Annotated in this window: 24 protein-coding genes, 1 tRNA gene and 2 pseudogenes; 20 read left to right on the top strand and 7 right to left on the bottom strand. The window is 60.3% G+C overall.

Translation table 11 applies throughout. The features are described 5' to 3' along the window. Positions 1 to 62 precede the first annotated feature (62 nt). The 6 genes from Q1W70_RS26595 to Q1W70_RS26570 form a co-directional block, all read right to left on the bottom strand. Complete coding sequence (locus tag Q1W70_RS26595) at positions 63 to 1,085, bottom strand: ABC transporter permease (RefSeq protein ID WP_166589501.1); 1,023 nt, start codon at positions 1,083 to 1,085, stop codon at positions 63 to 65. After that, positions 1,085 to 2,146 carry a microcin C ABC transporter permease YejB gene (locus Q1W70_RS26590; RefSeq protein ID WP_182344318.1) on the bottom strand — a complete coding sequence of 354 codons (1,062 nt, stop codon included), beginning with the start codon at positions 2,144 to 2,146 and terminating at the stop codon, positions 1,085 to 1,087. Before Q1W70_RS26590 ends, Q1W70_RS26595 begins: the two co-directional genes overlap by 1 nt. Continuing rightward, positions 2,146 to 4,014 carry an extracellular solute-binding protein gene (locus Q1W70_RS26585; protein WP_302098416.1) on the bottom strand — a complete coding sequence of 623 codons (1,869 nt, stop codon included), beginning with the start codon at positions 4,012 to 4,014 and terminating at the stop codon, positions 2,146 to 2,148. The genes Q1W70_RS26590 and Q1W70_RS26585 overlap by 1 nt, the downstream gene beginning before the upstream one ends. A gap of 135 nt (positions 4,015 to 4,149) precedes the next feature. Next, positions 4,150 to 4,431 (bottom strand): peptidylprolyl isomerase, encoded by a 282-nt coding sequence (locus Q1W70_RS26580; protein ID WP_008369704.1) that lies wholly within the window; start codon positions 4,429 to 4,431, stop codon positions 4,150 to 4,152. A 130-nt stretch (positions 4,432 to 4,561) separates the two neighbouring features. Next, positions 4,562 to 5,443: an esterase/lipase family protein gene (locus Q1W70_RS26575; protein ID WP_302098415.1), complete on the bottom strand. Its 882-nt coding sequence runs from the start codon at positions 5,441 to 5,443 to the stop codon at positions 4,562 to 4,564. A 196-nt stretch (positions 5,444 to 5,639) separates the two neighbouring features. Further along, the gene (locus tag Q1W70_RS26570; RefSeq protein ID WP_182344322.1) at positions 5,640 to 6,707 is read right to left on the bottom strand and encodes a 3-deoxy-7-phosphoheptulonate synthase; all 1,068 of its coding nucleotides are present in this window, start codon (positions 6,705 to 6,707) and stop codon (positions 5,640 to 5,642) included. Between the two features lie 630 nt (positions 6,708 to 7,337). Here Q1W70_RS26570 and Q1W70_RS26565 point away from each other — a divergent pair. The 8 genes and pseudogenes from Q1W70_RS26565 to Q1W70_RS26530 all read left to right on the top strand — a co-directional run. Beyond that, entirely contained in the window at positions 7,338 to 8,096 is a 759-nt protein-coding gene (locus Q1W70_RS26565) for a carbon-nitrogen hydrolase family protein (RefSeq protein WP_302098413.1), read from the top strand. Further along, positions 8,089 to 8,532, top strand: a complete 444-nt coding sequence (locus tag Q1W70_RS26560) for a GNAT family N-acetyltransferase (RefSeq protein ID WP_185818671.1) — start codon at positions 8,089 to 8,091, stop codon at positions 8,530 to 8,532. Before Q1W70_RS26565 ends, Q1W70_RS26560 begins: the two co-directional genes overlap by 8 nt. Before the next feature lie 136 nt (positions 8,533 to 8,668). Continuing rightward, the gene (gene gacA / locus Q1W70_RS26555; protein WP_071555134.1) at positions 8,669 to 9,310 is read left to right on the top strand and encodes a response regulator transcription factor GacA; all 642 of its coding nucleotides are present in this window, start codon (positions 8,669 to 8,671) and stop codon (positions 9,308 to 9,310) included. A 2-nt stretch (positions 9,311 to 9,312) separates the two neighbouring features. After that, positions 9,313 to 11,136 (top strand): excinuclease ABC subunit UvrC, encoded by a 1,824-nt coding sequence (gene uvrC, locus Q1W70_RS26550; protein WP_302098409.1) that lies wholly within the window; start codon positions 9,313 to 9,315, stop codon positions 11,134 to 11,136. Between the two features lie 32 nt (positions 11,137 to 11,168). Continuing rightward, the gene (gene pgsA, locus Q1W70_RS26545; protein WP_095170389.1) at positions 11,169 to 11,729 is read left to right on the top strand and encodes a CDP-diacylglycerol--glycerol-3-phosphate 3-phosphatidyltransferase; all 561 of its coding nucleotides are present in this window, start codon (positions 11,169 to 11,171) and stop codon (positions 11,727 to 11,729) included. A gap of 62 nt (positions 11,730 to 11,791) precedes the next feature. Beyond that, positions 11,792 to 11,867, top strand: a tRNA-Gly gene (locus Q1W70_RS26540). Positions 11,868 to 12,104: 237 nt separating this feature from the next. Beyond that, positions 12,105 to 12,847: pseudogene (locus tag Q1W70_RS26535) on the top strand (tyrosine-type recombinase/integrase); the annotation flags it as partial. 30 nt (positions 12,848 to 12,877) lie between these two features. After that, a pseudogene (locus tag Q1W70_RS26530) lies at positions 12,878 to 13,143 on the top strand (transposase); the annotation flags it as partial. A gap of 40 nt (positions 13,144 to 13,183) precedes the next feature. Here the strand turns inward: Q1W70_RS26530 and Q1W70_RS26525 are convergent. Continuing rightward, a complete protein-coding gene (locus Q1W70_RS26525) occupies positions 13,184 to 13,936 on the bottom strand; it encodes a TetR/AcrR family transcriptional regulator (protein WP_166589494.1) in 753 nt (250 codons plus the stop codon). Between the two features lie 309 nt (positions 13,937 to 14,245). Here Q1W70_RS26525 and Q1W70_RS26520 point away from each other — a divergent pair, with 309 nt between their 5' ends. From Q1W70_RS26520 to Q1W70_RS26465, 12 genes are all read left to right on the top strand, one after another. Beyond that, complete coding sequence (locus tag Q1W70_RS26520; RefSeq protein ID WP_166589493.1) at positions 14,246 to 15,178, top strand: SMP-30/gluconolactonase/LRE family protein; 933 nt, start codon at positions 14,246 to 14,248, stop codon at positions 15,176 to 15,178. Positions 15,179 to 15,357: 179 nt separating this feature from the next. Further along, the gene (locus tag Q1W70_RS26515; RefSeq protein ID WP_182344328.1) at positions 15,358 to 16,287 is read left to right on the top strand and encodes an SMP-30/gluconolactonase/LRE family protein; all 930 of its coding nucleotides are present in this window, start codon (positions 15,358 to 15,360) and stop codon (positions 16,285 to 16,287) included. A 432-nt stretch (positions 16,288 to 16,719) separates the two neighbouring features. After that, complete coding sequence (locus Q1W70_RS26510; RefSeq protein ID WP_198422813.1) at positions 16,720 to 17,970, top strand: alpha/beta hydrolase; 1,251 nt, start codon at positions 16,720 to 16,722, stop codon at positions 17,968 to 17,970. 21 nt (positions 17,971 to 17,991) lie between these two features. Then, positions 17,992 to 19,722 carry an AMP-binding protein gene (locus tag Q1W70_RS26505; RefSeq protein WP_302098408.1) on the top strand — a complete coding sequence of 577 codons (1,731 nt, stop codon included), beginning with the start codon at positions 17,992 to 17,994 and terminating at the stop codon, positions 19,720 to 19,722. Between the two features lie 25 nt (positions 19,723 to 19,747). Further along, entirely contained in the window at positions 19,748 to 20,593 is an 846-nt protein-coding gene (locus Q1W70_RS26500) for a VOC family protein (RefSeq protein WP_166589490.1), read from the top strand. Next, entirely contained in the window at positions 20,593 to 21,753 is a 1,161-nt protein-coding gene (locus tag Q1W70_RS26495) for an FAD-dependent monooxygenase (protein WP_302098406.1), read from the top strand. Before Q1W70_RS26500 ends, Q1W70_RS26495 begins: the two co-directional genes overlap by 1 nt. Further along, positions 21,750 to 22,193, top strand: coding sequence for an acyl-CoA thioesterase (locus tag Q1W70_RS26490; RefSeq protein WP_166589488.1), 444 nt, complete (start codon positions 21,750 to 21,752; stop codon positions 22,191 to 22,193). The genes Q1W70_RS26495 and Q1W70_RS26490 overlap by 4 nt, the downstream gene beginning before the upstream one ends. A gap of 11 nt (positions 22,194 to 22,204) precedes the next feature. Next, positions 22,205 to 22,984, top strand: coding sequence for a maleate cis-trans isomerase family protein (locus Q1W70_RS26485; RefSeq protein ID WP_302098404.1), 780 nt, complete (start codon positions 22,205 to 22,207; stop codon positions 22,982 to 22,984). Further along, the gene (locus Q1W70_RS26480) at positions 22,977 to 24,161 is read left to right on the top strand and encodes an acetyl-CoA C-acyltransferase (protein ID WP_166589486.1); all 1,185 of its coding nucleotides are present in this window, start codon (positions 22,977 to 22,979) and stop codon (positions 24,159 to 24,161) included. The genes Q1W70_RS26485 and Q1W70_RS26480 overlap by 8 nt, the downstream gene beginning before the upstream one ends. Positions 24,162 to 24,241: 80 nt before the next feature. Further along, entirely contained in the window at positions 24,242 to 24,553 is a 312-nt protein-coding gene (locus Q1W70_RS26475) for an SMP-30/gluconolactonase/LRE family protein (protein ID WP_302098403.1), read from the top strand. Then, positions 24,465 to 25,154, top strand: a complete 690-nt coding sequence (locus Q1W70_RS26470; RefSeq protein ID WP_302098402.1) for an SMP-30/gluconolactonase/LRE family protein — start codon at positions 24,465 to 24,467, stop codon at positions 25,152 to 25,154. Before Q1W70_RS26475 ends, Q1W70_RS26470 begins: the two co-directional genes overlap by 89 nt. Before the next feature lie 132 nt (positions 25,155 to 25,286). Then, on the top strand, positions 25,287 to 26,441 hold the full coding sequence (locus tag Q1W70_RS26465; protein WP_166589484.1) for an OmpP1/FadL family transporter: 1,155 nt from the start codon (positions 25,287 to 25,289) through the stop codon (positions 26,439 to 26,441). Positions 26,442 to 26,941: the final 500 nt, after the last annotated feature.

Genomic DNA, 26,941 nt, shown 5'->3' with positions numbered 1-26,941 from the left:
AATAGTGCCCTCAAGACCTTGGATCAAGATCGCGGATCAAGATCGTGGATCAAGATCGTGGATCAAGATCGTGGATCAAACGCGTCGCGCAAGGCTTCGCCGATAAATACCAGCAGCGACAGAATCAGTGCCAGGGTGAAAAACGCCGTCAGCCCGAGCCACGGCGCTTGCAGGTTCTGTTTGCCCTGGCCGATCAGTTCGCCCAGCGACGCACTACCGGCCGGCATGCCAAAACCGAGGAAGTCCAGGGCGGTCAGGGTCGAGATGGCGCCGGTGAGAATGAACGGCAGGTAGCTCAGGGTTGCGTTCATGGCGTTGGGCAGGATGTGCCGCACGATCACCTTGCGGTCGTTCAGGCCCAGGGCCCGGGCGGCCTTGACGTATTCCAGGTTGCGTCCGCGCAGGAATTCGGCGCGCACCACGTCCACCAGGGCCAGCCAGGAAAACAGCGCCATGATCCCCAGCAGCCACCAGAAATTCGGTTCGACGAAGCCAGACAGGATGATCAGCAGGTACAGCACCGGCAACCCCGACCAGACTTCCAGCAAGCGCTGGCCCAGCAGGTCGACCCAGCCACCGTAGTAACCCTGCAGGGCGCCGGCGGCGATGCCGATCAACGCGCTGATGACGGTCAGCGCCAGGGCGAACAGGATCGACACCCGGGCGCCGAAGATCACCCGTGCCAGCACATCCCGGGCCTGGTCGTCGGTGCCCAACCAGTTGACCTTCGAGGGTGGGCTCGGTGCGGGTTGGTTGAGGTCGTAGTTGGGCGTGTCATCGCTGAACGGAATCGGCGGGAACAGCATCCAGCCGCCGTCCTTGTGGATCAGCTTCTGCACATAGTCGCTGCGGTAGTCGGCCTGGAATGGCAGTTGACCGCCGAATTCCTGCTCGGTGTACCGCTTGAACGCCGGGAAATACAGGCTGTTCTGGTAGCTGAGGACCAGCGGTTTGTCGTTGGCGATCAGCTCACCGCCCAGGGTCAGCAGGAACAGACCGATGAACAGCCACAGTGACCACCAGCCACGGCGGTTTTTCTTGAAGCGCTCGAAGCGTCGGCGCGCGAGGGGCGACAGATTGAGCATCAGGCGTTCCTCGCGGCAAAGTCGATGCGCGGGTCGACCAGGGTGTAGCACAGGTCGCCAATCAGTTTTATCAGCAGGCCGAACAGGGTGAAGATGAACAACGAGCCGAACACCACCGGATAGTCCCGGGACACCGCGGCTTCATAGCTCATGCGCCCCAGGCCATCGAGGGAGAAGATCACCTCGATCAGCAGTGAGCCGGCGAAGAACACGCTGATGAACGCCTGGGGAATCCCCGACACCACCAGCAGCATGGCGTTGCGGAACACGTGGCCGTACAGCACCCGGCGCTCGCTCAAGCCCTTGGCACGGGCGGTGACCACGTACTGGCGGGTGATTTCGTTGAGGAAGGAGTTTTTGGTGAGGATGGTCAGGGTCGCGAAACCGCCGACCACCAGCGCTGTCACCGGCAGCACCAGGTGCCAGAAGTAGTCGGCGATTTTACCCAGGGTCGACAACTGTTCGAAGTTTTCCGAGACCAGGCCGCGCACCGGAAACCAGTTGAGCGAGGTGCCGCCGGCGAAGATCACGATCAGGAACATGGCGAACAGAAAGGCCGGCATGGCGTAGCCGATGATGATCGCGGTGCTGCTCCAGATGTCGAACTGGCTGCCGTGGTGCACAGCCTTGCGGATGCCCAGCGGGATCGATACCAGGTAGGTGATCAGGGTGGCCCAGAGCCCGAGGGAAATGGTCACCGGCATTTTTTCCAGGATCAGCTCGGTGACCGTGGCCCCGCGAAAGAAGCTCTTGCCGAAATCCAGTTGGGCGTAGCTCTTGAGCATCAGCCACAGGCGCTCATGGGCCGGCTTGTCGAAACCGTACTGCTTTTCGATGTCCTTGATCAGCTGTGGATCGAGGCCGCGACTGGCGCGCGAGCCGTGGCTCAGGCCGTCGCCGGACGCGCCGAGGCTGCCACCCCCGCCAATCCCCTGCAAATGCGCGATGGCCTGTTCCACCGGGCCCCCGGGCGCGGCCTGGACGATCACGAAATTGACCAGCAGGATGATCACCAGGGTCGGGATGATCAGCAACAAGCGGCGCAAGACATAAGCCAGCATCAGCGCGGTCCTCCGGGCTGGCCACGCTTGATGCGTTCGGCGGCCATCTGTTCATTGGTCAGGGGCGTGGTGCTCACTTGCCACCAGCTCTCGATGGCTTCGTCATTGCTGGCCGGTACCGCCGGCATGCCAAAGCGGTTCCACCACACCGTGGAGCTGCCCGGCGGGTAGTAGTTGGGAATCCAGTAGTAGTTCCATTGCAGGACCCGGTCCAGGGCGTGGGCATGGCGCAGCATGTCGGCCTGGGTGGTGGCCTTGACCAGGCCGTCGAGCAGGCGGTCGACGGCGGGGTTCTGCAAGGCCATGTAGTTGTTGGCGCCGGGATCGTTGGCCGCGGCCGAGCCGAAATAGTTGAACAGCTCACCGCCCGGCGAGGTGCTGACCGGGTAGCCGGTGACGATCATGTCGTAGTCGCGGCTCATCAGCCGATTGACGTACTGCGAGGAGTCGATCAGGCGGATATTGAGGCGGATGCCGATCTGCGCCAGGGTGCGTTTATAGGGGAGTAACAGGCGATCCATGCCGTTCTGGCTGATCAGGAACGTGAACGCCAGCGGCTCCCCCTGGGCATTGACCAGTTGGTCGCCGTCGGGTTTCCAGCCGGCCTGTTCCAGCAGGTCCAGGGCTTGCAGTTGCTTGTCGCGAATCAAGCCGCTGCCATCGGTTTTCGGCGCTTCGAAGACCTGGGTGAAGACCTCGTCGGGAATCTGCCCGCGCAGGGGCTCGAGAATCGCCAGTTCAGCGGCATCCGGCAGTTGGCGCGCGGCCAGTTCGGTGTTGGAGAAGAAGCTCTGTTGGCGGATGTACAGGTCACGCATCATCTGCCGGTTGCTCCACTCGAAATCCCAGAGCATGGCCAGGGCCTGGCGCACGCGGCGGTCCTTGAAGATCGGGTTCTGCAGGTTGAACACAAACCCCTGGGACGGTTGTGGAGCCTGCTTGGCCAGATGGGCTTTCTGCAGGCGGCCGTCGTTCAGGGCCGGGCCGTCGTAGCCGATGGAAAAACCGGTGGCGGAGAACTCGCGGTTGTAGTCGTAGGCACCGCCACGCAGGACCTGGCGCGCCACGTCGGTGTCGCCAAAGTACTCGATGCTGAAGCGGTCGAAGTTGTACAGGCCGCGGCTGACGGGCAAGTCCTTGCCCCACCAGTCGGGGTTGCGCTCGAAGGTGATGCTGCGCCCGGAGTCGACCTTGCTGACCCGGTACGGCCCGCTGCCCAGGGGCGCCTCGTAGCCGCCACCGTTGGCGAAGTCGCGGGTTTTCCACCAGTGCTCGGGGAACACCGGCAAGGTCGCGATATCCAAGGCCAGGGTGCGATTCTGGTTGTGCTTGAAGTCGAAGCGAATGGTCCGGGGCGACTCGACCTCGACCCCTTTGACGTCGGCGAACTGGGTGCGATAGCGCAGGCTGCCCTGGGTCATCAGCAGGTCGAAGGTGTAGTGCACGTCCTCGGCGGTGATGGCGCTGCCGTCGGCAAAGCGGGCTTTGGGATTGAGGTAGAAGCGCAACCACAGACCGTCCTCGGCGCGCTCCATTTTTTCCGCCACCAGCCCGTAGACCGTGTAGGGCTCGTCCAGCGAGCGTTGGGCCAGGGGCGAATACACCATGCCATCGAGCTGGCTGACGCCAATGCCTTTGTCGATGTAGGGCGAGACGTGGTCAAAGCGCCCGATTTCAATGGCCGAACGACGCATGCTGCCGCCCTTGGGGGCTTGCGGGTTGGCATAGGCAAAGTGGCTGAAGCCGGCAGGGTACTTGGCCGGTTCGCCGTAGACGGTGAGGGCGTGCTGGGGGGCTGCGTTCACGGTGGTCGCGCTCAGCAGCAGGGCCAGGACCGTGGAGATCAATAAGGAGAAAGCCAGTCGCATTGTCAGCCTTAAGAGCCGGGTGATCGATGGTTCGATTTGTACGCTAGCGGCGCAGGCCTGGCCAGCCAAAAACGTTCGGCACAAACACAACGGCCCACCAGAAGGCGGGCCGTTGTTCAGGCAATTGGCGGTGGATCAGTCCTGACGGCTGGTCACTTCCAGCAGGTGGTAGCCGAACTGGGTCTTGACCGGGCCTTGTACGGTGTTGACTGGCGCGCTGAAGACCACGGTGTCGAATTCCTTGACCATCTGACCAGGACCGAACGAACCCAGGTCGCCGCCTTGACGGCTGGACGGGCAGGTGGAGTTGGCTTTGGCAACTTCGGCGAAATCAGCGCCGCCTTCGATCTGGGCTTTCAGTTCGTTGCACTTGGCTTCGCTGGCAACCAGGATGTGACGGGCAGTGGCTTTGGCCATGGGAAGAATCTCCATTCAATGTTCAATAAAGTGCTGAGCCTACCGGATTCAGAGGGCTATTTCTCGTCATTCTGCTGCCTGGTCCTGCGTCAAAGCGCCGTCGGTCGAAAATTCGGCACCGCCCCACGATTCAGATGCCGGCCTGCTTCAGGCGCTCGGCGTGCTCCAGGTACAGGGCCACAGGATCGATGCCCGGGCGTACCAGGCCCGTGGTCTGGTTGATGCTGTCCATGTGATCCAGCGGATAGTCGGAGCGCAGGACCGTGCCCAGGTGCGAACTGAAGCGCCCGACCATGCCATCGTTCTGCTTGGCCTCACGGATGAAAAAGCGCGAGAAGTTGCGGCAGAACAGGTGCAGTGGATCGAGGGCATTAGGGCCCTCGTCCAGCAGTCGACCTTGCAGGATGCCACTCCAGGAGTAGTAACGAACGCCGTTGACCTGTTCTTCGCCGTTGCCGCCCCAGGTGTCGGGCAAGCCTTGCGGGTATTTGTGATTGAAGGCGGCGACGCCCTCGGTGGTCAGGGCATTGAGGGCGGCGATGGCGTTCTGGGGGATTTTTGGACTGCCGCTGATGAACCTGAGGAACTCGACAAACAGCGTCGAGACCGCCGCCGCGACCTGTTCCGGCAGGTGCCCGGGAGTCAGGGCCTGGCGCAGGCAGTCAGCCAGCTCGGAGCCATGGTTCGGCCCGCTGACCGAGCTCACCGAGGCCACATGCTGGGGGGCCACTGCCGCGGCATAACGCGCCGCCAGGGCGCCTTGGCTATGGCCGATCAGGTTGACCTTGGCGGCGCCGGTTCCCGCCCGGACCAGTTCGACCTGAGCCAGCAATTGCTGGCCACGCAGTTCGTTGCTGTGGGTGGCGGAGAGGTAGGGGATGAACACGTGGGCGCCGGCGTTGCGCAGGGCCTGCTTGACGCCGTGGAAGAGATCGAGATTGCCGATACTGTCGAAACCGAAGAGGCCGTGGACCAGCATGATCGGGTATTGGGTGCTTGCATTCCTTTGCATAAGCGTGCCTGTATTCCGTGAGGTCGGGAATTGTGTCGCGTTCTCACTCTAATGCAGGCCACGCCGGGGCGATGTGCGAAAAAGACGCTGTCCGTTGTTGAAGGCGGAATAGAAGTGGCAGGAGGAATCGGTGGTGAACCTGGCCGTTGCGCGCCAGACCGGCGCAACGGCGTATTCAGTCAAACGCCAGGGGGCTTCAGGTGTTGCGCAGTTTGCGGCTGGCCTGGCGCAGCAGTTGTTCGGTTGCCTCCCAGCCCAGGCAACCGTCAGTCACCGACACCCCGTAGCGCAGGGTCGGCCCCAGCGCCTGGCACCCTTCGAACAGGTGGCTCTCAAGCATCATGCCGATCAGCGCGCGATTGCCATTCAGGCGTTGTTCCAGCACGTCGTTGAACACCGCCGGCTGGCGCAATGGGTCCTTGCCGCTGTTGGCATGGCTGCAATCGACCATGATCCGCGACGCGATGTTCAGCCGCTGCAGGTCGTCCTCGATCCGGGCCACGTGGTGCTGGTCGTAGTTGGGGCCGCGATGGCCGCCGCGCAACACCAGGTGGGTGTCCGGGTTGCCCGGGGTCTGGATGATCGCCGGATGGCCCTGGCTGTCGACGCCAAAGTGGCGGTGCGGGTGGGCGGCCGAGCGCATGGCGTCGGTGGCCACGCCCACGCCGCCGTCGGTGCCGTTCTTGAAACCGACCGGCATGCCCAGGCCGCTGGCCATTTCCCGGTGGATCTGCGATTCGGTGGTACGTGCACCGATGGCCACCCAACTGAGCAGGTCGTCGAAGTAGCTGGCGGCCATGGGTTGCAGCAACTCGGTGGCAACCGGCAGGCCGAGGCGCAGCATCTCGCGCATCAAGTCCCGGGACAGGTTCAGACCGCCGACCATGTCGTCGCTGCCGTCCAGGTGCGGGTCGTAGGCCAGGCCTTTCCAGCCCACTGTGGTGCGCGGTTTTTCGACGTAGGCACGCATCACCAGGAGCATCTTGTCGCTGACTTCGTGGGCCAGTCGGGCGAGTTTGCCGGCGTACTCGAGAGCCGATTGCGGGTCGTGGATCGAGCAGGGGCCGACGACGACCAGCAGGCGCGAGTCTTCACCTTCGAGGATGGCGCGGATGGCTTGGCGATGGGCGGCGACCTGTTGGCTCAGGGCGAGGCTCAGGGGCAGTTGTTGCTTGAGCTGCAATGAGCTGGGCAGACGCTGGGTCAGTGCTTCATTGGCGGAGGTGTGGGTAGACAGCGGCAGAGCGGATACGCGGGAGTTCATATTCAGGCTTCCTTGGGCTGGCGGCGGGTTCGTGCCCGCGCGCTCGGCCCTACTGGGGTGTTCGACAGTTGGCCGTGTTGGCTGAGTGTGTGCGCTTGCCACCTGTGGGTGACCGATCGGAGGCGGCAGGCTGTCCCGAGCGGAGGCTGGTAAATCGCCAGGCGGTAAAACTGTCGTGACGGTAATAAGTGGCGTAGTTCATGTCGTAATTCCTTGAAGTCAGTGATGTGGCTAAAAAGTGTGGGGCCTGAAAAAACAAAACCCCCGGTCGGGGAGCCGACCGGGGGTTGAGAATTCTCTGGCAGGCGACCCCTTGAGTAGTGGCCGCCGTGCAGGTATCAGGCGCGCCAGTGGCTAAACCAATACCCAAAATAAAAGTTTGCCGGAGCACAGGTGTCGTTCGCCCGCGCAGCCGCGACCGAGCGCAGGGCGCTAGGGGTGCAAGGCTGGGAAGGGGTAGGCAACATGCTGTTCTGTCTCCGATGAATGCGCCGAGCTTACTAGAGGCCGGGACGCAGTTTCAATCAGAAAATGCTATCGGGGTGAAGGTTGCTCGCTATGGCTTAAGTCGTGACGCGCTTTATGCCAGACTCGGCGATTGCGTCCGCACCCTCATCAAGGAAAGCCGGGATGACCACACTGACTGTTGCAGCGGCTCAATCGATCTCTATTGCCGGCGATGTGCACGCCAATATCGCCCGTCACCAGCGTTTCATCATGGCTGCGGCGGAGCAGGGCGTGCAGGTGCTGGTGTTTCCCGAGCTATCCCTGAGCGGTTATGAGCGTGGCCTGGCGGCGCAACTGGCGATTGCCCCGGATGCCGCGCTGTTGCAGCCATTGCGGGACCTGACGCGGGAAGTCGGCGTGACGGCTGTCGTTGGTATGCCAATTCGCCTGTCGGACGATTCCCCGGTGTTGATCGGCGCGCTGGTACTGGCGGCCGATGGATCACTGGCCGTATACAGCAAGCAGCACCTGCACCCCGGCGAAGAAGTGGCGTTCGCTCCTGGGGCAGGGGGCGCTCCCTTGACCCTGGGTGACGACACCCTCGCGCTGGCGGTCTGTGCCGATTTTTGCCACGCCAGCCATGCCGCTGCGGCGGCTGAAGTGGGGGCGGGTATCTATGCTGCCGGGGTGTTGATCACCGAAGGCGGCTATGCCGCCGACAGCGCCTTGCTGCAAGGTTACGCGCGCGAACACGGGATGCTGGTGCTGATGGCCAACCATGGTGGCGCGACCGGCGGCTGGGAGTCGGCGGGACGCAGTGCGATCTGGGCGGCGGACGGCAGGCTGCTCGCCGCCGCCCCCGGGGTGGGCGATGCGCTGGTGATCGCCCGTCGCCAGGCGGCGCACTGGCGCGGTGACGTGGTGCCGGTGAAGCATGTCTGAGCCCGGATTGGCACTGCGCCTGGCCACCGCGCAGGATTTGCCGTTCGCCCGGACACTGACCCGACGCGGCATGCTCACCTATTACCTGCGCCACGACTTGTTATGGCTCGACGAGGCATTCGATGTGGCCTGGGCCGGGCGGGAAAACTGGTTGATTTGCCGGGACGCGGCGGTACTCGGCTTCATCAGCCTGAGTCGCGACGCCAATGCCCTGTACATTCGCGAACTGCACGTGAGCGAGGCCGCACGGGGGCAGGGCATCGGCAGTTGGACGATCGATCAGGTTTTTGCCCTGGCCTGCCAGGAGCGGCGTCCGGCCCTGCGCCTGACGGTGTTCACCGACAACCCGGCGCAAGCCCTGTACCTGCGCATGGGATTGCAGATTGTCGGGCAGGATGATTGCTTCTTGCGAATGCAGCGCCCGTGTCCGCGCTGAAAGGTCTGTAAGGCGCGTAGTACAAGCGCTGCAAGATGTATTGAAACCATTTTAAATCTTGGGTTCTGCTAGGTCTGCCGGATGCTTTTTGCTAAGGTGGCGGGCAACCAACAAGACCATATCGCGGGGTGTCTGCTTGATTAGGGTGCTAGTAGTCGATGACCATGATCTCGTTCGTACAGGTATTACACGAATGCTGGCTGACATCGATGGCCTGCAAGTGGTCGGCCAGGCCGAGTCGGGAGAGGAATCCCTGCTCAAGGCGCGCGAACTGAAACCCGATGTGGTGCTGATGGACGTCAAGATGCCCGGCATCGGCGGCCTGGAAGCCACGCGCAAGTTGTTGCGCAGCCATCCGGACATCAAGGTCGTAGCCGTCACCGTGTGCGAGGAAGACCCATTCCCGACGCGGCTGCTCCAAGCGGGCGCGGCGGGCTACCTGACCAAGGGCGCCGGCCTCAACGAAATGGTCCAGGCGATTCGCCTGGTGTTTGCCGGCCAGCGCTACATCAGCCCGCAAATTGCCCAGCAACTGGCAATCAAGTCGTTCCAGCCGAGCAACGATTCGCCGTTCGATGCCCTTTCGGAGCGCGAGATCCAGATCGCCCTGATGATTGTCGGCTGCCAGAAGGTGCAGATCATTTCCGACAAGCTCTGCCTGTCACCCAAGACCGTGAACACCTATCGCTATCGGATTTTCGAGAAGCTTTCGATCAGCAGTGACGTCGAGTTGACCCTGTTGGCGGTGCGTCACGGCATGGTCGATGCCAGCCTCTGACAATGACTCAAGCCTTTGATCCAAGTGCCTTTCTCGCCACCTGCAGTGGGCGCCCCGGTGTGTATCGGATGTTCGACAGCGATGCGCGCCTGCTCTACGTGGGCAAAGCCAAGAACCTGAAAAAACGCCTGGCCAGTTACTTTCGCAAGACCGGCCTGGCGCCCAAGACGGCGGCGCTGGTGGGCCGTATCGCCCAGGTCGAGACCACTATCACCGCCAACGAGACCGAGGCGCTGCTGCTGGAGCAGACGCTGATCAAGGAGTGGCGCCCGCCCTACAACATCCTGCTGCGCGACGATAAGTCCTACCCCTACGTGTTTCTTTCCGACGGCCAGTTTCCGCGCCTGAGCATTCATCGCGGGGCAAAAAAGGCCAAGGGCAAGTATTTTGGTCCTTATCCCAGCGCCGGGGCGATTCGCGAAAGCCTCAGCCTGCTGCAAAAGACCTTTTTCGTTCGCCAGTGTGAAGACAGTTACTACAAGAACCGCACCCGGCCGTGCCTGCAATACCAGATCAAGCGCTGCAAGGCACCCTGTGTCGGCCTGGTGGAGCCTGAGGTGTACGCCGAGGATGTGCGGCACTCGGTGATGTTCCTCGAGGGGCGCAGCAATGCCCTGACCGACGAGCTGTCGGCGGGCATGGAGCAGGCCGCCAGCACCCTCGATTTCGAACGCGCCGCCGAACTGCGCGATCAGATATCCCTGCTGCGCCGGGTCCAGGACCAGCAGAGCATGGAGGGCGGTACGGGCGACGTCGATGTGGTCGCGGCGTTCATCAACCCGGGTGGTGCCTGTGTGCACTTGATCAGTGTGCGTGGCGGGCGAGTGCTGGGCAGCAAGAACTTTTTCCCGCAGGTGGGTATTGAAGAGGACGTTGCCGAGGTCATGGCGGCGTTTCTCGGACAGTATTTCATCAGCAGTCCTGAGCGCGACTTGCCGAGCGAGCTGATCGTCAATGTGGTCCACGAGGACTTCCCCGCGCTTATCGAAGCCATTCATGAGCTGCGCGGTCGCGAGCTGACCATCAGTCACAGGGTCCGTGGCACCCGCGCGCGCTGGCAACAATTGGCGGTGACTAACGCCGAGCAGGCGCTGGGCGCGCGCCTGGTCAACCGTCAGCACGTTGCCGCGCGTTTTGACGCCCTGGCTGAAGTCCTGAATCTGGATGAACCGCCCCAGCGCCTGGAGTGCTATGACATCAGTCACTCCAGCGGCGAAGCGACCGTGGCGTCCTGCGTGGTGTTTGGCCCGGAAGGGCCGTTGAAATCCGACTACCGGCGCTACAACATCGAAGGGGTCACCCCCGGCGATGACTACGCGGCGATGCACCAGGCGCTGACCCGGCGCTTCAGCAAACTCAAGGACGGCGAGGGCAAACTGCCGGACATCCTGCTGGTGGACGGCGGCAAGGGTCAGTTGTCGATGGCCCGTGACGTGCTCAATGAACTGGCGGTGCCCGACCTGATTCTGCTGGGCGTGGCCAAGGGCGCGACCCGCAAGGCGGGCTTCGAAACCCTTTACCTGAATGATGCAGCCCATGAGTTCACCCTGCGCGGCGACTCCCCGGCGTTGCACCTGATCCAGCAGATCCGTGACGAGGCCCACCGTTTTGCGATTACCGGGCACCGTGCGCGACGTGGTAAAACCCGCCGCACCTCAACCCTGGAAGGGGTTGCCGGGGTAGGGCCGACCCGGCGTCGGGACCTGTTGAAACATTTTGGTGGATTGCAGGAGCTGTCTCGTGCAAGCATCGAAGAGATCGCCAAAGCACCGGGGATCAGTAAAAAGCTCGCAGAGTTGATTTATGCAAACCTGCACAGCGAGTAGAATGCCCCCTCACCTCGTAGCCAGTTGTGCCGATGAATATCCCTAATCTGATCACCGTACTACGCGTTCTGCTTATCCCGATCTTTATTCTGCTGTTCTACATGCCGTATCACTGGAGCTACATGGCTGCCAGTTCGGTCTTTGCGTTCGCTGCGGCGACGGACTGGCTGGACGGTTACCTGGCCCGCCGGCTGGAGCAGAGCACCCCGTTCGGGGCGTTTCTCGATCCGGTGGCAGACAAGCTGATGGTCGCTGTGGCCCTGGTGCTGCTGGTCCAGGAACACGCCAACCTGTGGCTGACCTTGCCGGCAGCCGTGATCATCGGCCGCGAGATTGTCATCTCTGCCCTCAGGGAGTGGATGGCCGAACTGGGCGCACGGGCTCAGGTAGCCGTGTCGAACCTGGGCAAATGGAAAACCGCCGCGCAAATGCTCGCGTTGGTGATCCTGCTGGCCAACCCGTCGGACTTCAGCTTCTGGGTGCTGGTGGGCTATGCCTTGCTGCTGGTCTCGGCGGGCCTGACCCTGTGGTCCATGGTGCAATACCTGCGCGCCGCCTGGCCGCACCTGAAAACCGACGTGCAGAAAAAATAAAACTTTTTGAATCAAAGGGTTGACGCGTAATCGAATTGCTATAGAATACGCCACACCAAGACGCGGGAATAGCTCAGTTGGTAGAGCACGACCTTGCCAAGGTCGGGGTCGCGAGTTCGAGTCTCGTTTCCCGCTCCAAATATTGCACTTCAGAGTTCTGTTTAATTCTGCAAGTGATTGAAATCAGGACCTTCGGGTCCTTTTTTCGTTCCTGCGGGAATCAATAAAATCCAGCACTATCCGGTGAGTTTAAGTCCAGGATTGAGTCCAGGATTCTGATGCGCACTGAATCGGTTTATTGCTGGAGCAGATTGTATAGCGAGATGAGGATATGGCCCTGACTCTGTTCAGGAGCTCGCCATGGCACTCTGAGAAATGGCAATTCGGCACGCCCGAATCACTGGTATTGACTACACGCTTGGTGACAGTGACGGCCTCACGCTCAATGTGACGGCCCGCGGTGGAAAGATCTGGCTATTCCGTTACTACTGGACGGGCAAGCAGAAGCGCATGTCCTTTGGTTGTTACCCGCCAATTAGCCTTAAAGAAGCGCATACCCGTCGTGATGAAGCGCGTGCCTTCGTTGCCCAAGGCATCAATCCCCATGAGCGTCGGAAACAGCAGTGCCGTGCTGTTCGTTTGGCGACGGAGCATACCTTCGAGGTCGTGTTCGATCAGTGGCTGGAGTTCCGCAGGTCTGCTGGATTTGTTAAGTAGAATCGAACAACGCAAGGCATTACTGACAGCTGAAAAGTGCGGACGTAGTTCAATCAATTGTTCCGCTATGCGCTGGTGAAGAGCGAGGGGTTGGAACAAAATCCGGCTTCAGATCTCGATGTTGTCGCACTCCCTGCGTTAATGACAGCTCTGCGAAACTATGGTGGAGCGAACCAAACACGCCTTGGCATTCGATTGCTGCTGACCGGGGTCAGCACGGGTGAGCTACGCTTGGCGACCCACGACCCGTTGGATCTGCAGCAGCGGTTATGGATCATGCCAGCGCAGGTCGTGAAGCACTCCAATTAGCTATGCGGAAGCCAGGTACGCAGATCGTAAATATAGCGCCCAACATCGTGCCGCTCTCGGTCCAGGCGCTTGAAATAGTGCGTCCAATCCTTACTATCTCACGAGTCTGAAAGGCGCAACCGCGCCGCTTGGTCATGGACGAGTTTGCCTTGTTTGAAGGTCATCGCTACGCCAGCGTCGTGCTGGACGCCGACAGCCGACGAGTGTTGTTGATCGGCGAAGGCCGCAGCAGGGCGGCTGTCAGGCCGTTCTTTAAAGAGCTGGGACCAGAAGGAGCGCTCAAATCAAAACGGTGGCGATGGATATGAACACCGTGTTTGATCTGGAAATCCACCACGGCTGCCCGAAAGCGCGCGTGGTCTACGACCTTTTCCAGGTGGTGACCAAATAGGGTCGAGCGGTGATTGATCGTGCTCATGTTGACGAAGCTAGCTGTCGGCCTTGGTCGCGAGTCCTATCCATTTTTCAAAACCATCCAGCAGGATCTCGATGCCCGCGTCGTAAGCCGTTGCGCTGTCAAGCGCGGAGAAGGGTGCTGCGAGATAAGCGGCACCTGGAAAGCTGTCCTGGTCGAACTTCTTGAAGTAACCACTGATGAAGTCGCGGTGAGTGTGTGGTGCCTGGCGGTTTTCTTTTTCAGCAGCAATGACCGTCACAAACAACAGCAAGAGATGATAAATCATTGCGCCAATGGGACCTGAATGGCCCGTTGCCTTGAGGATCCGGCCTATGTGGTCGAAATAAGCCAGGCCATAATCAACTTCCCCAGGCTGTATGCGCTGGAAGAGCCGGAACTTGTTTTCGGTGAGGATGTAGGTCGCCAGCCCCGGCCAGCGTTCCAGTGTGTCGAGGGAAGATTGCGCGAACTGTTCAAGGTCCGTGCGCCACCGGCCGGTGGGTGTGGGCAGCCGTTCCAGGCGCTCTTTGAAAGCCGCATTGATGACGGAGCTTATCAACTCGTCGCGGCTCCCCAGGTGGTAGTGGACCATGCCTGCGGCCACCCCCAGTTCCTTACCGATTCTGACCATGCTCACTTCGGCGAGGGATTCGGTGCGGGCAATATTGACTGCACACTCCACCATGGCGGCCCGAGATACGTCTTGGCTGCTCTTGGGGCGGCGACCGACTTTCTTTGTCGGCGCGGTCTTTTCTGCCACAGCCGGTTTGGTTTCATCTGACATCCGAACTTCCTTGCACGTAATTGATACCGCCTCAGAATATCACCTGCTGACGGTTTCTGAACCTCAAACGCGGCTATCAACGGCCTGTGAGTAGTCGTCCACGCCGCTTTCATTGCCCTAGGCCCGGACCTGGGGCGGTTGCGCTCCCTCACAGAGCGTCGGAAAGCAGGTCCGTTTTGACGAAGAAAAGAATTTTTCGTCAGCAATTGACATGGTCTCAAATTGTAATCTACCTTTGCCTTGAACTAATTGAGTGCCTCTCAAAAAGGCATCGCAATGCTTAGCCGTTATGCAAAGGTGGTGTGCGCAATGTTCTCACAACAAAAAGAATACACAGTGCAGAAGCTGGCCAGTGGCTTGTGCCACGGTAAAAGTACCCGCTGGCAGGCGGGTAAGTTGTACGTCTCTGACATGATCGGGGAGAAGGTCTACAGCATTGATGCGGCGGGTCACAAGACGGTCATTGCCCTGCAGCCGAACAAGCCCAACGGCTTGGGGTTCCTGCCCAACGGCGATCTTATTCTCAGTTCGATGCTCGAAAACAAGCTCTACCGCTACCGACCGCACGCGCCGGTGGGCGATAACCTTGAGTTGTACGCAGACCTTTGCGGCCTGTTTAGCGGTTACATCGGTGACATGCTGATCGATGACAACGGACGCATCTACGTCAACGACGTCGGCGCCCGAATCTTTGAAGGCGAGGGCCTGAAACCGGGTCGTATTGGGGTTGTTGAACCCGACGGTACCTGCAAGGTGGGGCTCGAAAACTGCCACTTCCCGAACGGCATCGCGATCACGCCGGACAAAAAACGACTGGTGTTTGCCGAGACCTTCCTTGAGCAACTCTCAACGGTGGACATCGTCGATGGCCAGTTGGTCAACCGTCGCATCTTCCTGGACATGACCACCGTCTTTGCCAGTGAAGAAGATCGTGCTTTCAAGCGGGGTTGCGTGGAAGGCCTGACGGTCGATGCCGAGGGCGGGCTTTGGTTGTGTGTCCTGCACGCCGAACAGTGCGTGCGTGTCGACACTGAAGGCAATGTCACTGACCGCGTTCATATTCCGGGCCACAAAGTGGTGGCCTGCACCCTGGGTGGGGAGGACGGTAAAACCCTGTTCATCTCCGCCAGCCAGATCAAGGGCACTCACAAGAACCTCTTCGAGGCCTTGGTTGCTCGGGACATCGAAGCCACGATTTTCACGACTCGCGTTGCAGTCGGGCGTGGCGACGCGCGTCCCTGAGTTTCTGTGGGGCCCGGCGGCAGTCTTGCGCATTGGTCGCATGGATACCGGCGTGCATCAGGTCGGACACCTGATGAGCGTCGGCTCGTTTCAGCGCACAACGTTGCGTGCATCAAATACGCCGTGTGCCTGCACGGTGAACCTGAAAACAATCTCTAACAACAAAGGTGGTATGCACAATGTCCTCACAACAAAAAGAATACGCATTACAAGAGTTGACCGGTGGTCTGTTCTACGGGGAAGGCACGCGCTGGCGCGCGGGTAAGTTGTACATCTCCGACATGATCGGGCAGAAGGTCTACAGCATCGATGCGGCGGGCAACAAGACGGTCATTGCCGAGCAGCCGCACAAGCCCAATGGCATGGGTTTCCTGCCCAACGGCGACCTCATTCTCAGCTCGATGCACGAGAACAAACTGTACCGCTATCTGCCCGACGCGCCCGTGGGCAATAACCTTGAGTTGTATGCAGACCTCTCTAGCCTGTTTACCGGTTACATCGGTGACATGGTGGTCGATGACAACGGTCGCATCTATGTCGACGACGTTGGCGCCAGGGTCTTTGAAGGCGAGGCGCTGAAACCCGGCCGTATCGTGATCGTCGAGCCCGATCGCTCCATCTCGGTAGGGCTTGAGGACTGTCACTTCCCGAACGGCATCGTGATTACGCCGGACAAGAAGCGACTGGTGTTTGCCGAGACCTTCCTTGAGCAACTCTCGACGGTAGACATTGTCGATGGCCAGTTGGTGAACCGGCGTGTCCTCCTGGACATGACCAAAATCTTTGCCAGCGAACAGGACCGTGCTCACAAAAACGGTTGCCTGGACGGCATTGCCATCGACGCAGAAGGGGGGATTTGGCTGAGTGTCCTGTACGCCGGGCAGTTCGTGCGTATCGACAGTGAAGGGAATGTCACTGACCGCATTCATGTGCCGGGCTACGACAAAATGGTGGCCTGTACCCTGGGAGGAGAGGACGGTAAAACCCTGTTCATGTCCGTCAGCCGGATCAAGGGCGATCACACGCACATCTTCGATGCCTTGGTTTCTCGGAACATCGAAACCACGATCTTCACCGCACGCGTTGCTGTGGGGAGTGGTCAGCCTTAAATCGCGGGGTTGACCTGGGGCAGCCCTGCGGGCTGCCCCATTCGAAAAAAACAGCCAGGCCCACCCCTGGCACCGGGTGCAGGAAGGTCTCTGGCGACCTCCCGTGATGCGCCACCTTCTTCGCTCCACGTCAACATGGAGCGCCTTGTCCGGGGCGCAGCTTTCCATCCTTTTGCGGCTTATCGTTGTGTTGTGACCTGCACAAATGTTGAGCGCGTGAAACCGTGCCCGATCGGCAGATCAGCGTCCTTGGGACAGCGTCAACAGGCGTATCCGTAGGCTGCGAGGTGGGCACGTTCAACGGGACAAATATTTTTTTCTTATCAATTGACATGGTCTCAATTGATGGTCTAGTCTGATTTTGAGATTAATTGAGCGTGTCTCAATTGATGTGTCGAAACGACTCTTTGGAGTCTGGCAGGAGGGCCCCACGTGGCTAATCCCAACAACAAGAAAGTAGCGGTCACTGCAGGGTTGCGTGGCGCATCCTGGCGTGCGGAACGCATGGTTACACCGTTCAGTTCGACCCCGTTTCCATTGCCTACCGAAGATGGCCAGGGTGCCATGGGCGTGCTTTTCTCTCGCGCACGTGAGCGTAAGGTCGTCTTCATCATGCATCCCCGGGAATTGGTGGTGACCCATTATCTGGTGCCGGATGTACTGGATGCAGGTTGGGCCTGCTGGGTCCAGGGCGCTCGCTCCGTTGGCAACGACTTGCGTCTGGAGCATGAGTTTGCGCTGTACGACGTCGCCGCCGGGATGCGCCATTTACGGGCCATGGGTTTTGAGACCATCGTGCTGCTCGGCAACTCGGGCGGGGCAGGGTTGTTTGCCTTCTATAACCAGCAATCCCTGTGCGCGCCGGAAAAACGCATCGCCAAGACTCCCGCAGGTCGAGCCACCCGATTTGCCACGGCGCAGCTTCCGCCGGCCGACGGTATGGCCTTTGTCTCGCCGCACCCGGGGCAAGGCATCTTGTTGATGAATGCGCTGGATCCATCGCTCAGCGACGAATCCGACCCGTTCTCGGTCGACCCTGCACTGGATCCATTCAGCGAGGCCAATGGCTTTCGCATGCCTCCGGACTCGTCCAGCTATTGCCCCGACTTCATCGAGCGCTACCGCGCGGCGCAGCGCCAACGGGTCGCCCGCATCGACGCAATTGCCCGGCAACGGGTCGAACAGCGTCAGAGCGCGCGTGAACGCGTCAAATCCGGCGGCTCGCGCGCCGACAAGGCCCTGGCCAGCCATGGTCCGATTTTCCAGGTCTGGCGTACCGATGCTGATCTGCGTTGCTGGGACACCTCGCTTGATCCCTCGGACCGTTTTGTCGGCTCCCTCTGGGGGAGCGACCCCTTTGTGTCCAACCTGGGCAGCGTCGGTTTTGGGCGGACAGTCACCCCGGAGTCGTGGCTATCGACATGGTCGGGCCTTTCCTCGAATGCCTCGTTGGCCAAGTGCGCAGATGCCATTGAGCAACCCACGCTGCTCATCGAATACACCGGTGACAACTGTGTATTCCCCAGTGACGTCAACGCGATCTACAGCGCCATCCCGGCCAGCAGCAAAGAGCGCCATCGAGTACGCGGCAACCATCACGGACAGGCCCTGGATGAGGGCGAGGTCAGCGGGCAGACCATTGCGGGGGCACAGCTGGGACGCTGGCTCCAAGACAACTTCTAAACGAAACAAGAGCGTGCAGTCATGACAACTATAAAAACTCCAGCATCTTCCACCTCTCCTTCTTTCAGTGCTGGCGCACTGCGTCACGTCACGTCGCCCATTCCTGGCGTGGTGTATCCCAAACAAAGTGAACTGGATCGGTACTTGTCCGAGGGCGCATTGGGATATGAAACGCTACCGGACGGTTTGCGCTCGGTTGTCGAGCAGTACCCCGACAACGTGGCTCTGCTCGGCCCGAACCTGCGCATCACCTATCGTGAGCTGGACGAGCTCTCCACCCGCCTGGCCGGCGCTTTCCTTCAGCAGGGGCTGCAACCGCTGGACCCGGTGGTGTTCCAGTTGCGCGACAGCGAGCAACTGATTATTGCCTTCTTTGCTTGCCTGAAAGCCGGGCTCATTCCGATCTGCACCCTGGCGGCTCACCGCGAGCGCGAAATCGGTTACCTGGCCAACCTGGCTGAGGCCAAGTTGCACATCGTCCAGGGCGATGACCCCAAGTTCGACAGCATCGGGTTCGCCCGCAAGATGCAAGAGGCCGCTCCGTCCCTGAAGTTCATCATGCAGGTGCGCGGCGCCTCGCAGGAGGGTGTCCTGCATCAAGACGCGCTGATCGACGGCATCAGCCTGCAGCAGGCCCAGGCGCAGTTGCAACGCGTGCAACTGGATCCGTTCCAGGTCGCGGTCTATCAGCTCTCTGGCGGGACCACAGGGGTGCCGAAGATCATTCCGCGCTTTCACAACGAGTACCTCTACAACATGCGGGCCGTTGCCCAGTGGCTGGGCTATAAGCCCGACGACGTGCTGTTCATGCCCCAGCCTATGGTTCACAACCTCAACATGGGTTGCTGCTTTGGGCCGTTCTTGATGACCGGTGGCACCGTCACCGTGACGCCTGATTTGCAACCGGAAACCCTGATTTCGCTGATTGCTTCGACCAACCCGACATGGCTGATGCTTGGCGGCCCGATCATCGCTCGACTCGAGTCCGCCATTCAAAGCGGCCGAATCGATCTGGCGGGGGCCCGGGGTGTGCTGGTCGCCAACAGTGCCGCCAAACTGCAGATGCTGCTGGGTGTTCGCACGTACAACGTTTTCGGTATCACCGAGGGCGTGATTATGTTCGGTCACAAGGAGGATGTAGCCGAGGCCCATGACACCACCAACGGCCGGCCCGTATCCGCATGGGACCGCGTTCGCATCCTGGTGCCGGGTACCGAGCAGGATGCCAAGCCAGGAGAGATCGGTGAGCCGGCATTCAAAGGGCCGTACACCATCCACGGGTACTTCCGGGCCGAGGAACGTAATCGTGAAACGTTCACCAGCAACGGCTACTACCGCTCGGGCGACCTCATGTACACCAAGGTCATCGATGGCAAGACTTACTACGTCTTCTGTGGCCGCCTGAAGGATCTGGTCAGCCGCGGCGGTGAAAAAATCAACTGCGAAGAAGTCGAGCTCGCGGTGGCGGGTCACCCAGCCGTGGCCGCCGTGGCCGCTGTCGGTTATCCCTGCGCGGTGTTTGACGAACGGCTGTGTGCCGCACTCGTGCTGCGTGATGGCTTTGCCGCGCCCAGCGTGGCTGAACTGGGGGCCTATCTGGAGGATTACGGACTGGCCAAGTTCAAGTGGCCAGAGCGTATCGAAGTGCTTGATGTGTTCCCCCTGACCGCTTCCGGCAAGCTCAGCAAGGAAAAGCTGCGCGAGCTGGTCAAGACGAACGTCGAGCAAGAGCTGGCAAAACAAACGAATTAATCGGCAGTTAAAAGGAGTACGTCAGATGGTAAACAATCAACCCGTTCTCAAGGGTGTCCATCACAGCGCCCGACCTACGTGGAAACTGCGCGAAACTGTGGCGTTCTATCGCGACAAACTGGGGCTGCCGCTAGTTCATGCAATCTCGGCGCGGGGCTGGGGACCGTCCAACCACCCGGACTTTCTGCACTTTTTCTTCGACAGTGGGAATCACAGCACCATTGCCTTCTTCTACTACATCAACACCGAGCAGCCGGATTACACACGGCCGGTAGCGGACTATCGCTACGAGGCCAACCATACGGCCTGGCGTGTCGATACCCGTGAAGAACTGCTGCAGTGGCGTGATCGTCTCGAAAGCCAAGGCATCCCGTTGATCTTCCAGATCCGCCACGAGCTGATCGAGTCGATCTACTTCAACGACCCCAATGGCTACTACCTGGAAATCACCATCCAGGAGCGGCCGATGAATGCACTGGATGCCGAGGATGCGACCCGCACACTTGAAGCCGCCATGGCCCTCGAGGACGGTTTGGGCGCCGGGAGCACCGCATTCACCAGTATCGATCAGGTCTGGAAAGCCAAGGCCAAGGGCATCGACCCGGATGCCTTGGATGAGCCTGTGCTGTATGTCCTCGACGCCCCGGAGTTCATGCCGCTGGTCGAGGCTGCCAGACAGGAACCCGGCGTTGAACTTGAAGACCTGGGCAACGGCTACTGGAAAATCACCGCCGAAGCAGCATTGGTGTTCGAGCGCAAACGACTGGGCTTTGTCCCGGCCTTGTGGAATGCCGCATTGACCGGTGGTTTCGCCGGAGAGGTCAGCGAGTTCGATCGCTATCGGCTGCAAATCAGCCGAGGAGAAAAATAATGAAAGTCGCAATCCTCGGCGGTGGCCCGTCGGGTCTGTATCTGGGTTTGCTGCTAAAGCGCGGCGCGCCGGATTGGCAGGTGGAAATCATCGAGCAGAACGCGGCGGACGCGACCTTCGGTTTTGGTGTTGTTCTGGCTGACACCGGTCTGCTGCAGTTGCGCGATGCGGACCCGCAATCGTACGAAGCACTCTGCGCGGCGACCACGCAGCATGAGCACCAGGTCATCGTGCAGGCAGAAACCGCGATCAATATCCGCCTTCCGGTAAAAGGCGGGGCGATTCCCCGGCTCACCCTGTTGCAGATACTGGAGCAGCAAGCCGAAGCGGCCGGTGTCGTGGTGCATTACAAGCAACGGATCGAAAGCCTGGACGATCTGGCCAGGCTAGGTCTGCACGACGCTGACGTGGTGGTGGGGGCCGATGGTATCAACTCGTTGGTTCGCCGCAGCTTCGAGGCCGACTTCGGCACCACCACCAACACCTTGGGCAATCATTTTGCCTGGTATGGCACGCCCAAGGTTTTCGAAGCCTCGGCGCTGGTGTTCCGCAAGTACGCAGGTGGGCATTTCGTTGCTCATTACTACGCATACAGTGAAGAGATGAGCACCTTTGTCGCCGAGTGCGACGATGCCACCTGGCAGCGTCTGAAACTGGGCGACATGAGCAATGCGCAACGCCAGGCTCTGATGGAGAAGATCTTCGCCCCGGAACTGGAGGGTGCGCCGTTGATGGACGGTAACGCCCGTGTTGTCTGGCGCCAGTTTCCGGCCATTCACAATGCCCATTGGACCCATGGCCGCTACGTCCTGGTGGGCGATGCCCTGGCGAGTGCGCACTTTTCCATCGGCTCCGGCACGCGTATCGCGATGAATGACTCCATTGCCCTGGCCAAAGCCTTGCTCGGTTGCGAGGGCGACGCACTGCGTGGACTGGCTGCTTACGAGCGCAATCACAAGCCCAGCAAACTGAAGCTCATTCGTGCCTCCGAACGCTCCTACCTGTGGTACGAGCAGATGGCGCAGTGGATGGACACTTACAGCGCCGAGGAGTTTGTCTATCAGTTCATGACTCGCACCGGTCGAGTCGATGACGACCGCCTGCGCCGTGAGTATCCGGAACTGATGGGCCGTCTGGGGAATGTCGGGAGCCCGGTATGAACCAGAGTTCCGAGTACGTCGTCGCGCACCTGCCGTTTACGGTACGTCGCACGGTGCGCTGGATGGATTGCGACCCCGCCGGGGTCGCGTTCACCGGCCGGTTCACCGAGTACCTGATCAGCGCCGTGATGCATTTTTATCGGCACATCGGATGGGGCCCCGGTGCCGACAGCGAGGTCAAGGTCGGGCTGCCTTGCAAGCACATAGCGCTGACATTCCACGTCAGCTTGCCGCCAGACACCGCCGTCGACATCACCCTGCGGGTCGGTGCCCTGCGCGAGCGCAGCTTCGACCTGGTTGCCCACGCGTACTTGCCGGATGGGCAATTGGCATTCGAAGGGGTCTTCTCACCGATTTGCATCGAGCCGCTGGAGCGCAAGAGTGTGCCGATTCCGCACGCACTCAAGCAGGCTTTGCAACCACACCATGTTTGCGATTAAGGGGAGCGCTGATGACCGCTATCTATCGAATTGGCCAGATTGTGCCCAGCTCCAATACCACGATGGAGACAGAGATCCCATTGATGCTCAATGCGCGCCTGCAACTGCGTCCCGAGCGCTTCACGTTCCACTCCAGCCGGATGCGCATGCACAAGGTCACCCGCGAAGAGCTGCTGGCGATGAATCGCGAAGCCCTGCGTTGCGCCGCCGAACTGGCAGACGCCCGAGTGGATGTGATGAGTACCGCGTGCCTGGTGGCGATTATGGCTATGGGCAATGGCTACCATCGTCAGGTCCAGGAGGAGCTGACAGCAATTGCTCGCGCCAACCAGTGCGACGCGCCGGTCATGACGTCGGCAGGTGCCTTGATCGAGGGTTTGAAAATCATGGGGGCACGGCGAATTTCCCTGCTTGCCCCGTACATGCGGCCTTTGTGTGACCGCGTGGTTGAGTACATCGAAAGCGAAGGGATTGAGGTGGTCGATTCGATTGCCTTCGAGATCCCTGACAACCTTGATGTGGGCCGACGCGATCCGGCCCTGCTGCTTGAGGATGTGAAAAAGCTCAACACCACGGGGGTCGATGTCGTGGTGCTCTCGGCTTGCGTACAAATGCAGTCGTTGCCCTCGATCCAGGCGGCCGAGCAGGCATTGGGTATCCCGGTGACGTCGACGGCGGTGTGTACGGTGCGCCGAATGCTCGATCACCTGGGATTGGACCCGGTGGTGCCGGGGGCCGGCGCGTTGCTGTCCGGACGATACCCTGCACAGCGGGAGAACGGTTATGCGTGAGGCGCTGATTGTTTCAACCGCGCGTACCCCAATCGCCAAAGCGGCGCGTGGCGCCCTGAACAACATCAAATCGCCAAGTCTGATGGGGCACGCATTGCGCCATGCGGTCGAGCGCTCTGGTGTGGAGCATGGGCGCATTGAAGACGTGGTCATTGGCACGGTGCTGACGGCCGGTACGGCCGGCTCTAACCTGGCCCGCAATGCCGTGTTTGCCGCCGGGCTACCGCTCTCGGTCAGTGCCCAGACACTGGACCGCCAGTGCTCATCCGGGCTGATGGCGATTGCCACGGCGGCCAAGCAAATCATGGTCGATGGCATGGATGTGGTTGCCGCCGGCGGCCAGGAGAACATTTCCGGCATACAGCAGGCGTACTTCCAATGGGTCGCGCAAGAGCAGGATAGCGCGGTGATCCAAGCGGTTCCCAGTGCCTATATGCCGATGTTGGAGACGGCCGAGTTTGTTGCACGCAAGTTCGGGATTTCCCGCGAGGACCAGGATGAGTTCGCGTTTGCTTCGCAGATGCGCACCGCACGTGCCCAGGCGCTGGGCCGCTTCAATGACGAGATCGTGCCGATTACGGCCGAGCAACGCATTGTCGACAAGGACTCGGGCGTCTCGCGCATGCAGATCGTGACCCTGGCACAGGACGAAGGTAACCGACCGGATACCACCCTGGCCGGTCTCTCGCGGCTCAAGCCAGTCATTGAAGGCGGCAGTGTAACCGCCGGGAATGCGAGCCAAATGTCCGATGGCGCCAGCGCCTGTGTGCTGGTCGATCGACAGTTTGCCGAACAGCAAAACCTGACGCCCTTGGGTCTGTACCGCGGGATGGCGGTGGCAGGACTGGCGCCAGAGGAAATGGGGGTGGGGCCGATATTGGCCATCCCCAAGCTGCTCAAGTTGCACGGACTGCGCGTGCAGGACATCGACCTTTGGGAACTCAATGAGGCGTTTGCCTGCCAGGCCCTGTACTGCCAGCGTCACCTGGGCATTGATCCTGAACGGTGCAATGTCAATGGCGGCGCCATTTCGATCGGCCATCCCTATGGAATGACCGGGGCGCGCCAGGTTGGCCACGTGTTACTGGAGGGCAAGCGCCGCAAAGCCCGCTATGTGGTGGTGTCTATGTGCGTCGGCGGTGGCATGGGCGCCGCCGGGCTGTTCGAGGTGACTTGAGTGTAAGAACCCTCACGCCCGCACACGTTGGCGTGAGGGTTGGTTTGATCCCCACAACACAATCCAGGGTGGTATCCAACATGTCGATAAAACAAGAACAATACGAATTGAATGTACTGACCAGCGGCCTGTTCTTTGGTGAAGGCCCGCGTTGGCGCGATGGCAAGCTTTACATCTCGGACATGCTCGGCAAGAAGGTGTACACGATAGACGCCAGCGGGACCAAGACGGTCATCGCCCAGATGCCCCACAAGCCCAACGGCATGGGATTCCTGCCCAATGGCGACCTGATCCTCAAGCTCAATGCACGAGACCCGCCTGTATCGCTACACCCCGAGCGGTCTGGAGTTGTACGCAGACCTCTGCGACGTTTATACCGGCTACGTCGGTGACATGGTGATCGACCACAACGGCAGGATCTATGTCGATGATGTCGGCGCACGGGTGTTCGAAGGGGAGGGGTTGAAGCCTGGCCGTATCGTGATTGTCGAACCCAATGGCGAGGTGTCGGTCGGTGTCGAGGACTGCAACTTCCCTAACGGTATTGTCATCACCCCGGATCAGAAGACCCTGGTGTTCGTCGAGACGTTTGCCGAACGCCTCAGTGCCGTTGATATCGTCGACGGCAAGCTTGAAAACCGCCGGGTTCTGCTGGATCTGACGCAGGTTTTCCCCTCACCCGAAGATCGTGCCCGCAAGCGTGGCTGCATTGATGGTATCTGCATTGACGCCGAGGGCGGTATCTGGTTGAGCATGCTACGTGCAGAACAGTTCATGCGCATCAATGCCCAAGGCCAGATCACAGACCGCATCCCCATGCCCGGCTATGAGTGTGTGGCCTGCACCCTCGGTGGTGAGGATGGAAAGACGCTGTTCATGGTCTCGACCAAGGTCGATGGCGACAACATCTTCGAAGCCATGGTCAACCTGCGCACCGAAACGACGATCTTCACCACCCGTGTCGAGATTGGCAGGGGCCTGGGTCGGCCTTAGTTCAACTGTTGAACGGGCGTGGTGTCCTCACCGCGTCCTTGAGCTGACTTGCGTGCTTTTAATGAGAGTGTCTGTCGAGCGCAGCGCCATAAAAAATTGACCTGACTACAACAAATACAAGGGATCAGGGCCATGAAAAGATGTGTTTGCTTCACGCTTGCGTGTCTGGGACTGCTGGCAGCCAAGGCTGAGGCCTCCAACGGGCCGCAGTATGCCGGTTACGGCACCCAGGCGATGGGAATGGGTGGGGCGTCTATCGCCAACCCCACCGATGCGCTCGCCGCGGTCAACAACCCGGCGGGCATGGGCGCTGTCGGCACGCGGATCGATGGCAGTCTGACCGCCACCGCCGGTCAGCTTCGTTCCAATGTGCAGGGCAGCGAGAGTAGTGACGATGTGCTGCTCTTCGTACCGGGATTCGGCGCCAACTATCAGTATCAACCCGATGTAACCCTCGGTGTTGCGGTGTCTGGGTACGGTGCCGGCATCGACTATGGCAAGCCGATTCCGGCATTCGGAACATCCAATGTGAAATCCGAACTGGTGCAAATGCTGATCGCCCCTACGGCTACCTACCAGTTTCAACCCGGTCACTACCTTGGGCTGTCGGTCAAGCTCGGTTATGAGAGCCTGATGCTGCACGGGTTAGAGAACTTTGGTGCGACCAACGACAAGGATCATGCATTGGGTGCCGGCTTGGGCATCGGCTATCTGGGCACCCTCGCACCGGGACTGCGACTGGGGGTCACCTACTCGACACCGGTGCGCTTCCAGAAACTGGATGCCCACGAAGACATCATCCCCAAAGGACGTATAAACATGCCGCAGCAGGCAGGCTTGGGGTTGGCCTATGACACGGGCCCCTGGACGGTTGCCTTCGATTACCTCTGGATTGATTGGAGCCGTGAAAAGGCTCTGGCCAACTCCCTGACCCAAGGCGGAGCGCCTGGCGCCGGGAATGGACCGGGCTTTGGCTGGCGGGACCAGCATGTGTTTCGCTTTGGCGTGAACTATCAATACAGCGACAAACTGCAATTGCGCACAGGGGTGTCCCTTGCCAACCACCAGGTTCCGGACCGAGAGGCCACCCTGATCGCCATTGCCCCGTGCAATCAACCGAAAAGCGCGCACCTGGGGTTCACCTACAACGTCTCCGAGCAAATGGAAGTCACAGGCGCCTACATGTATGACTTGCGGCACATCACCAAAGGGAAGGGCGCAAGTGCGGGCTCAGAGGCCGGAGGCGAACTGCATATGTTGACGGTGGGATTGGGATACAAGTTTTAGCGCTTTACACGTCGCTTGAATCTCACGTCGTCGTGAGCGTGTGAGCGCAGGCGTTCCGCTGCAAGGAAGCGGGAGCAGTGATGAGTCTCATCAGGGCGCATCCCTTGACCCTTGCCATGGAGGCAAGGCACCGCCCGGTGCCCACGATCACCGGGCGGTGTGCTTTTACACTCCACACAGATCAGCCATTGGCCTGTGTTTTAGGCAACGCTGACGCCAGCGTAAGCCCATCCCTCTTTTACACCGCCTGCAAAAATCGCTGATTAGGGCGGACTTCTTATTCGGTGAGGTTAATTTACCGGCTCTACAGGTTCTGGTGAGCAGTGGAGGGGTGTGCATGCAGATAGCACGTTACTGAGCAGGTACATGTCCGGCATCCCGCTATAGAGACTTTCCCAGGCAACGAATGAGACTGAGCGCGCATGGCTGCGATATCTCACGACGCAAGCGGGCGGCTGCCACGGTTGATCGGCAGGGAAGTTGTTTGCGCAACTACACCA

It is taken from the genome of Pseudomonas kielensis (assembly GCF_030505375.1).
In the GTDB taxonomy this organism is placed as follows: domain Bacteria; phylum Pseudomonadota; class Gammaproteobacteria; order Pseudomonadales; family Pseudomonadaceae; genus Aquipseudomonas; species Aquipseudomonas kielensis.
Note: the sequence above shows the minus strand (reverse complement) of the source record. Positions and strands in the feature narration are given on the sequence as shown.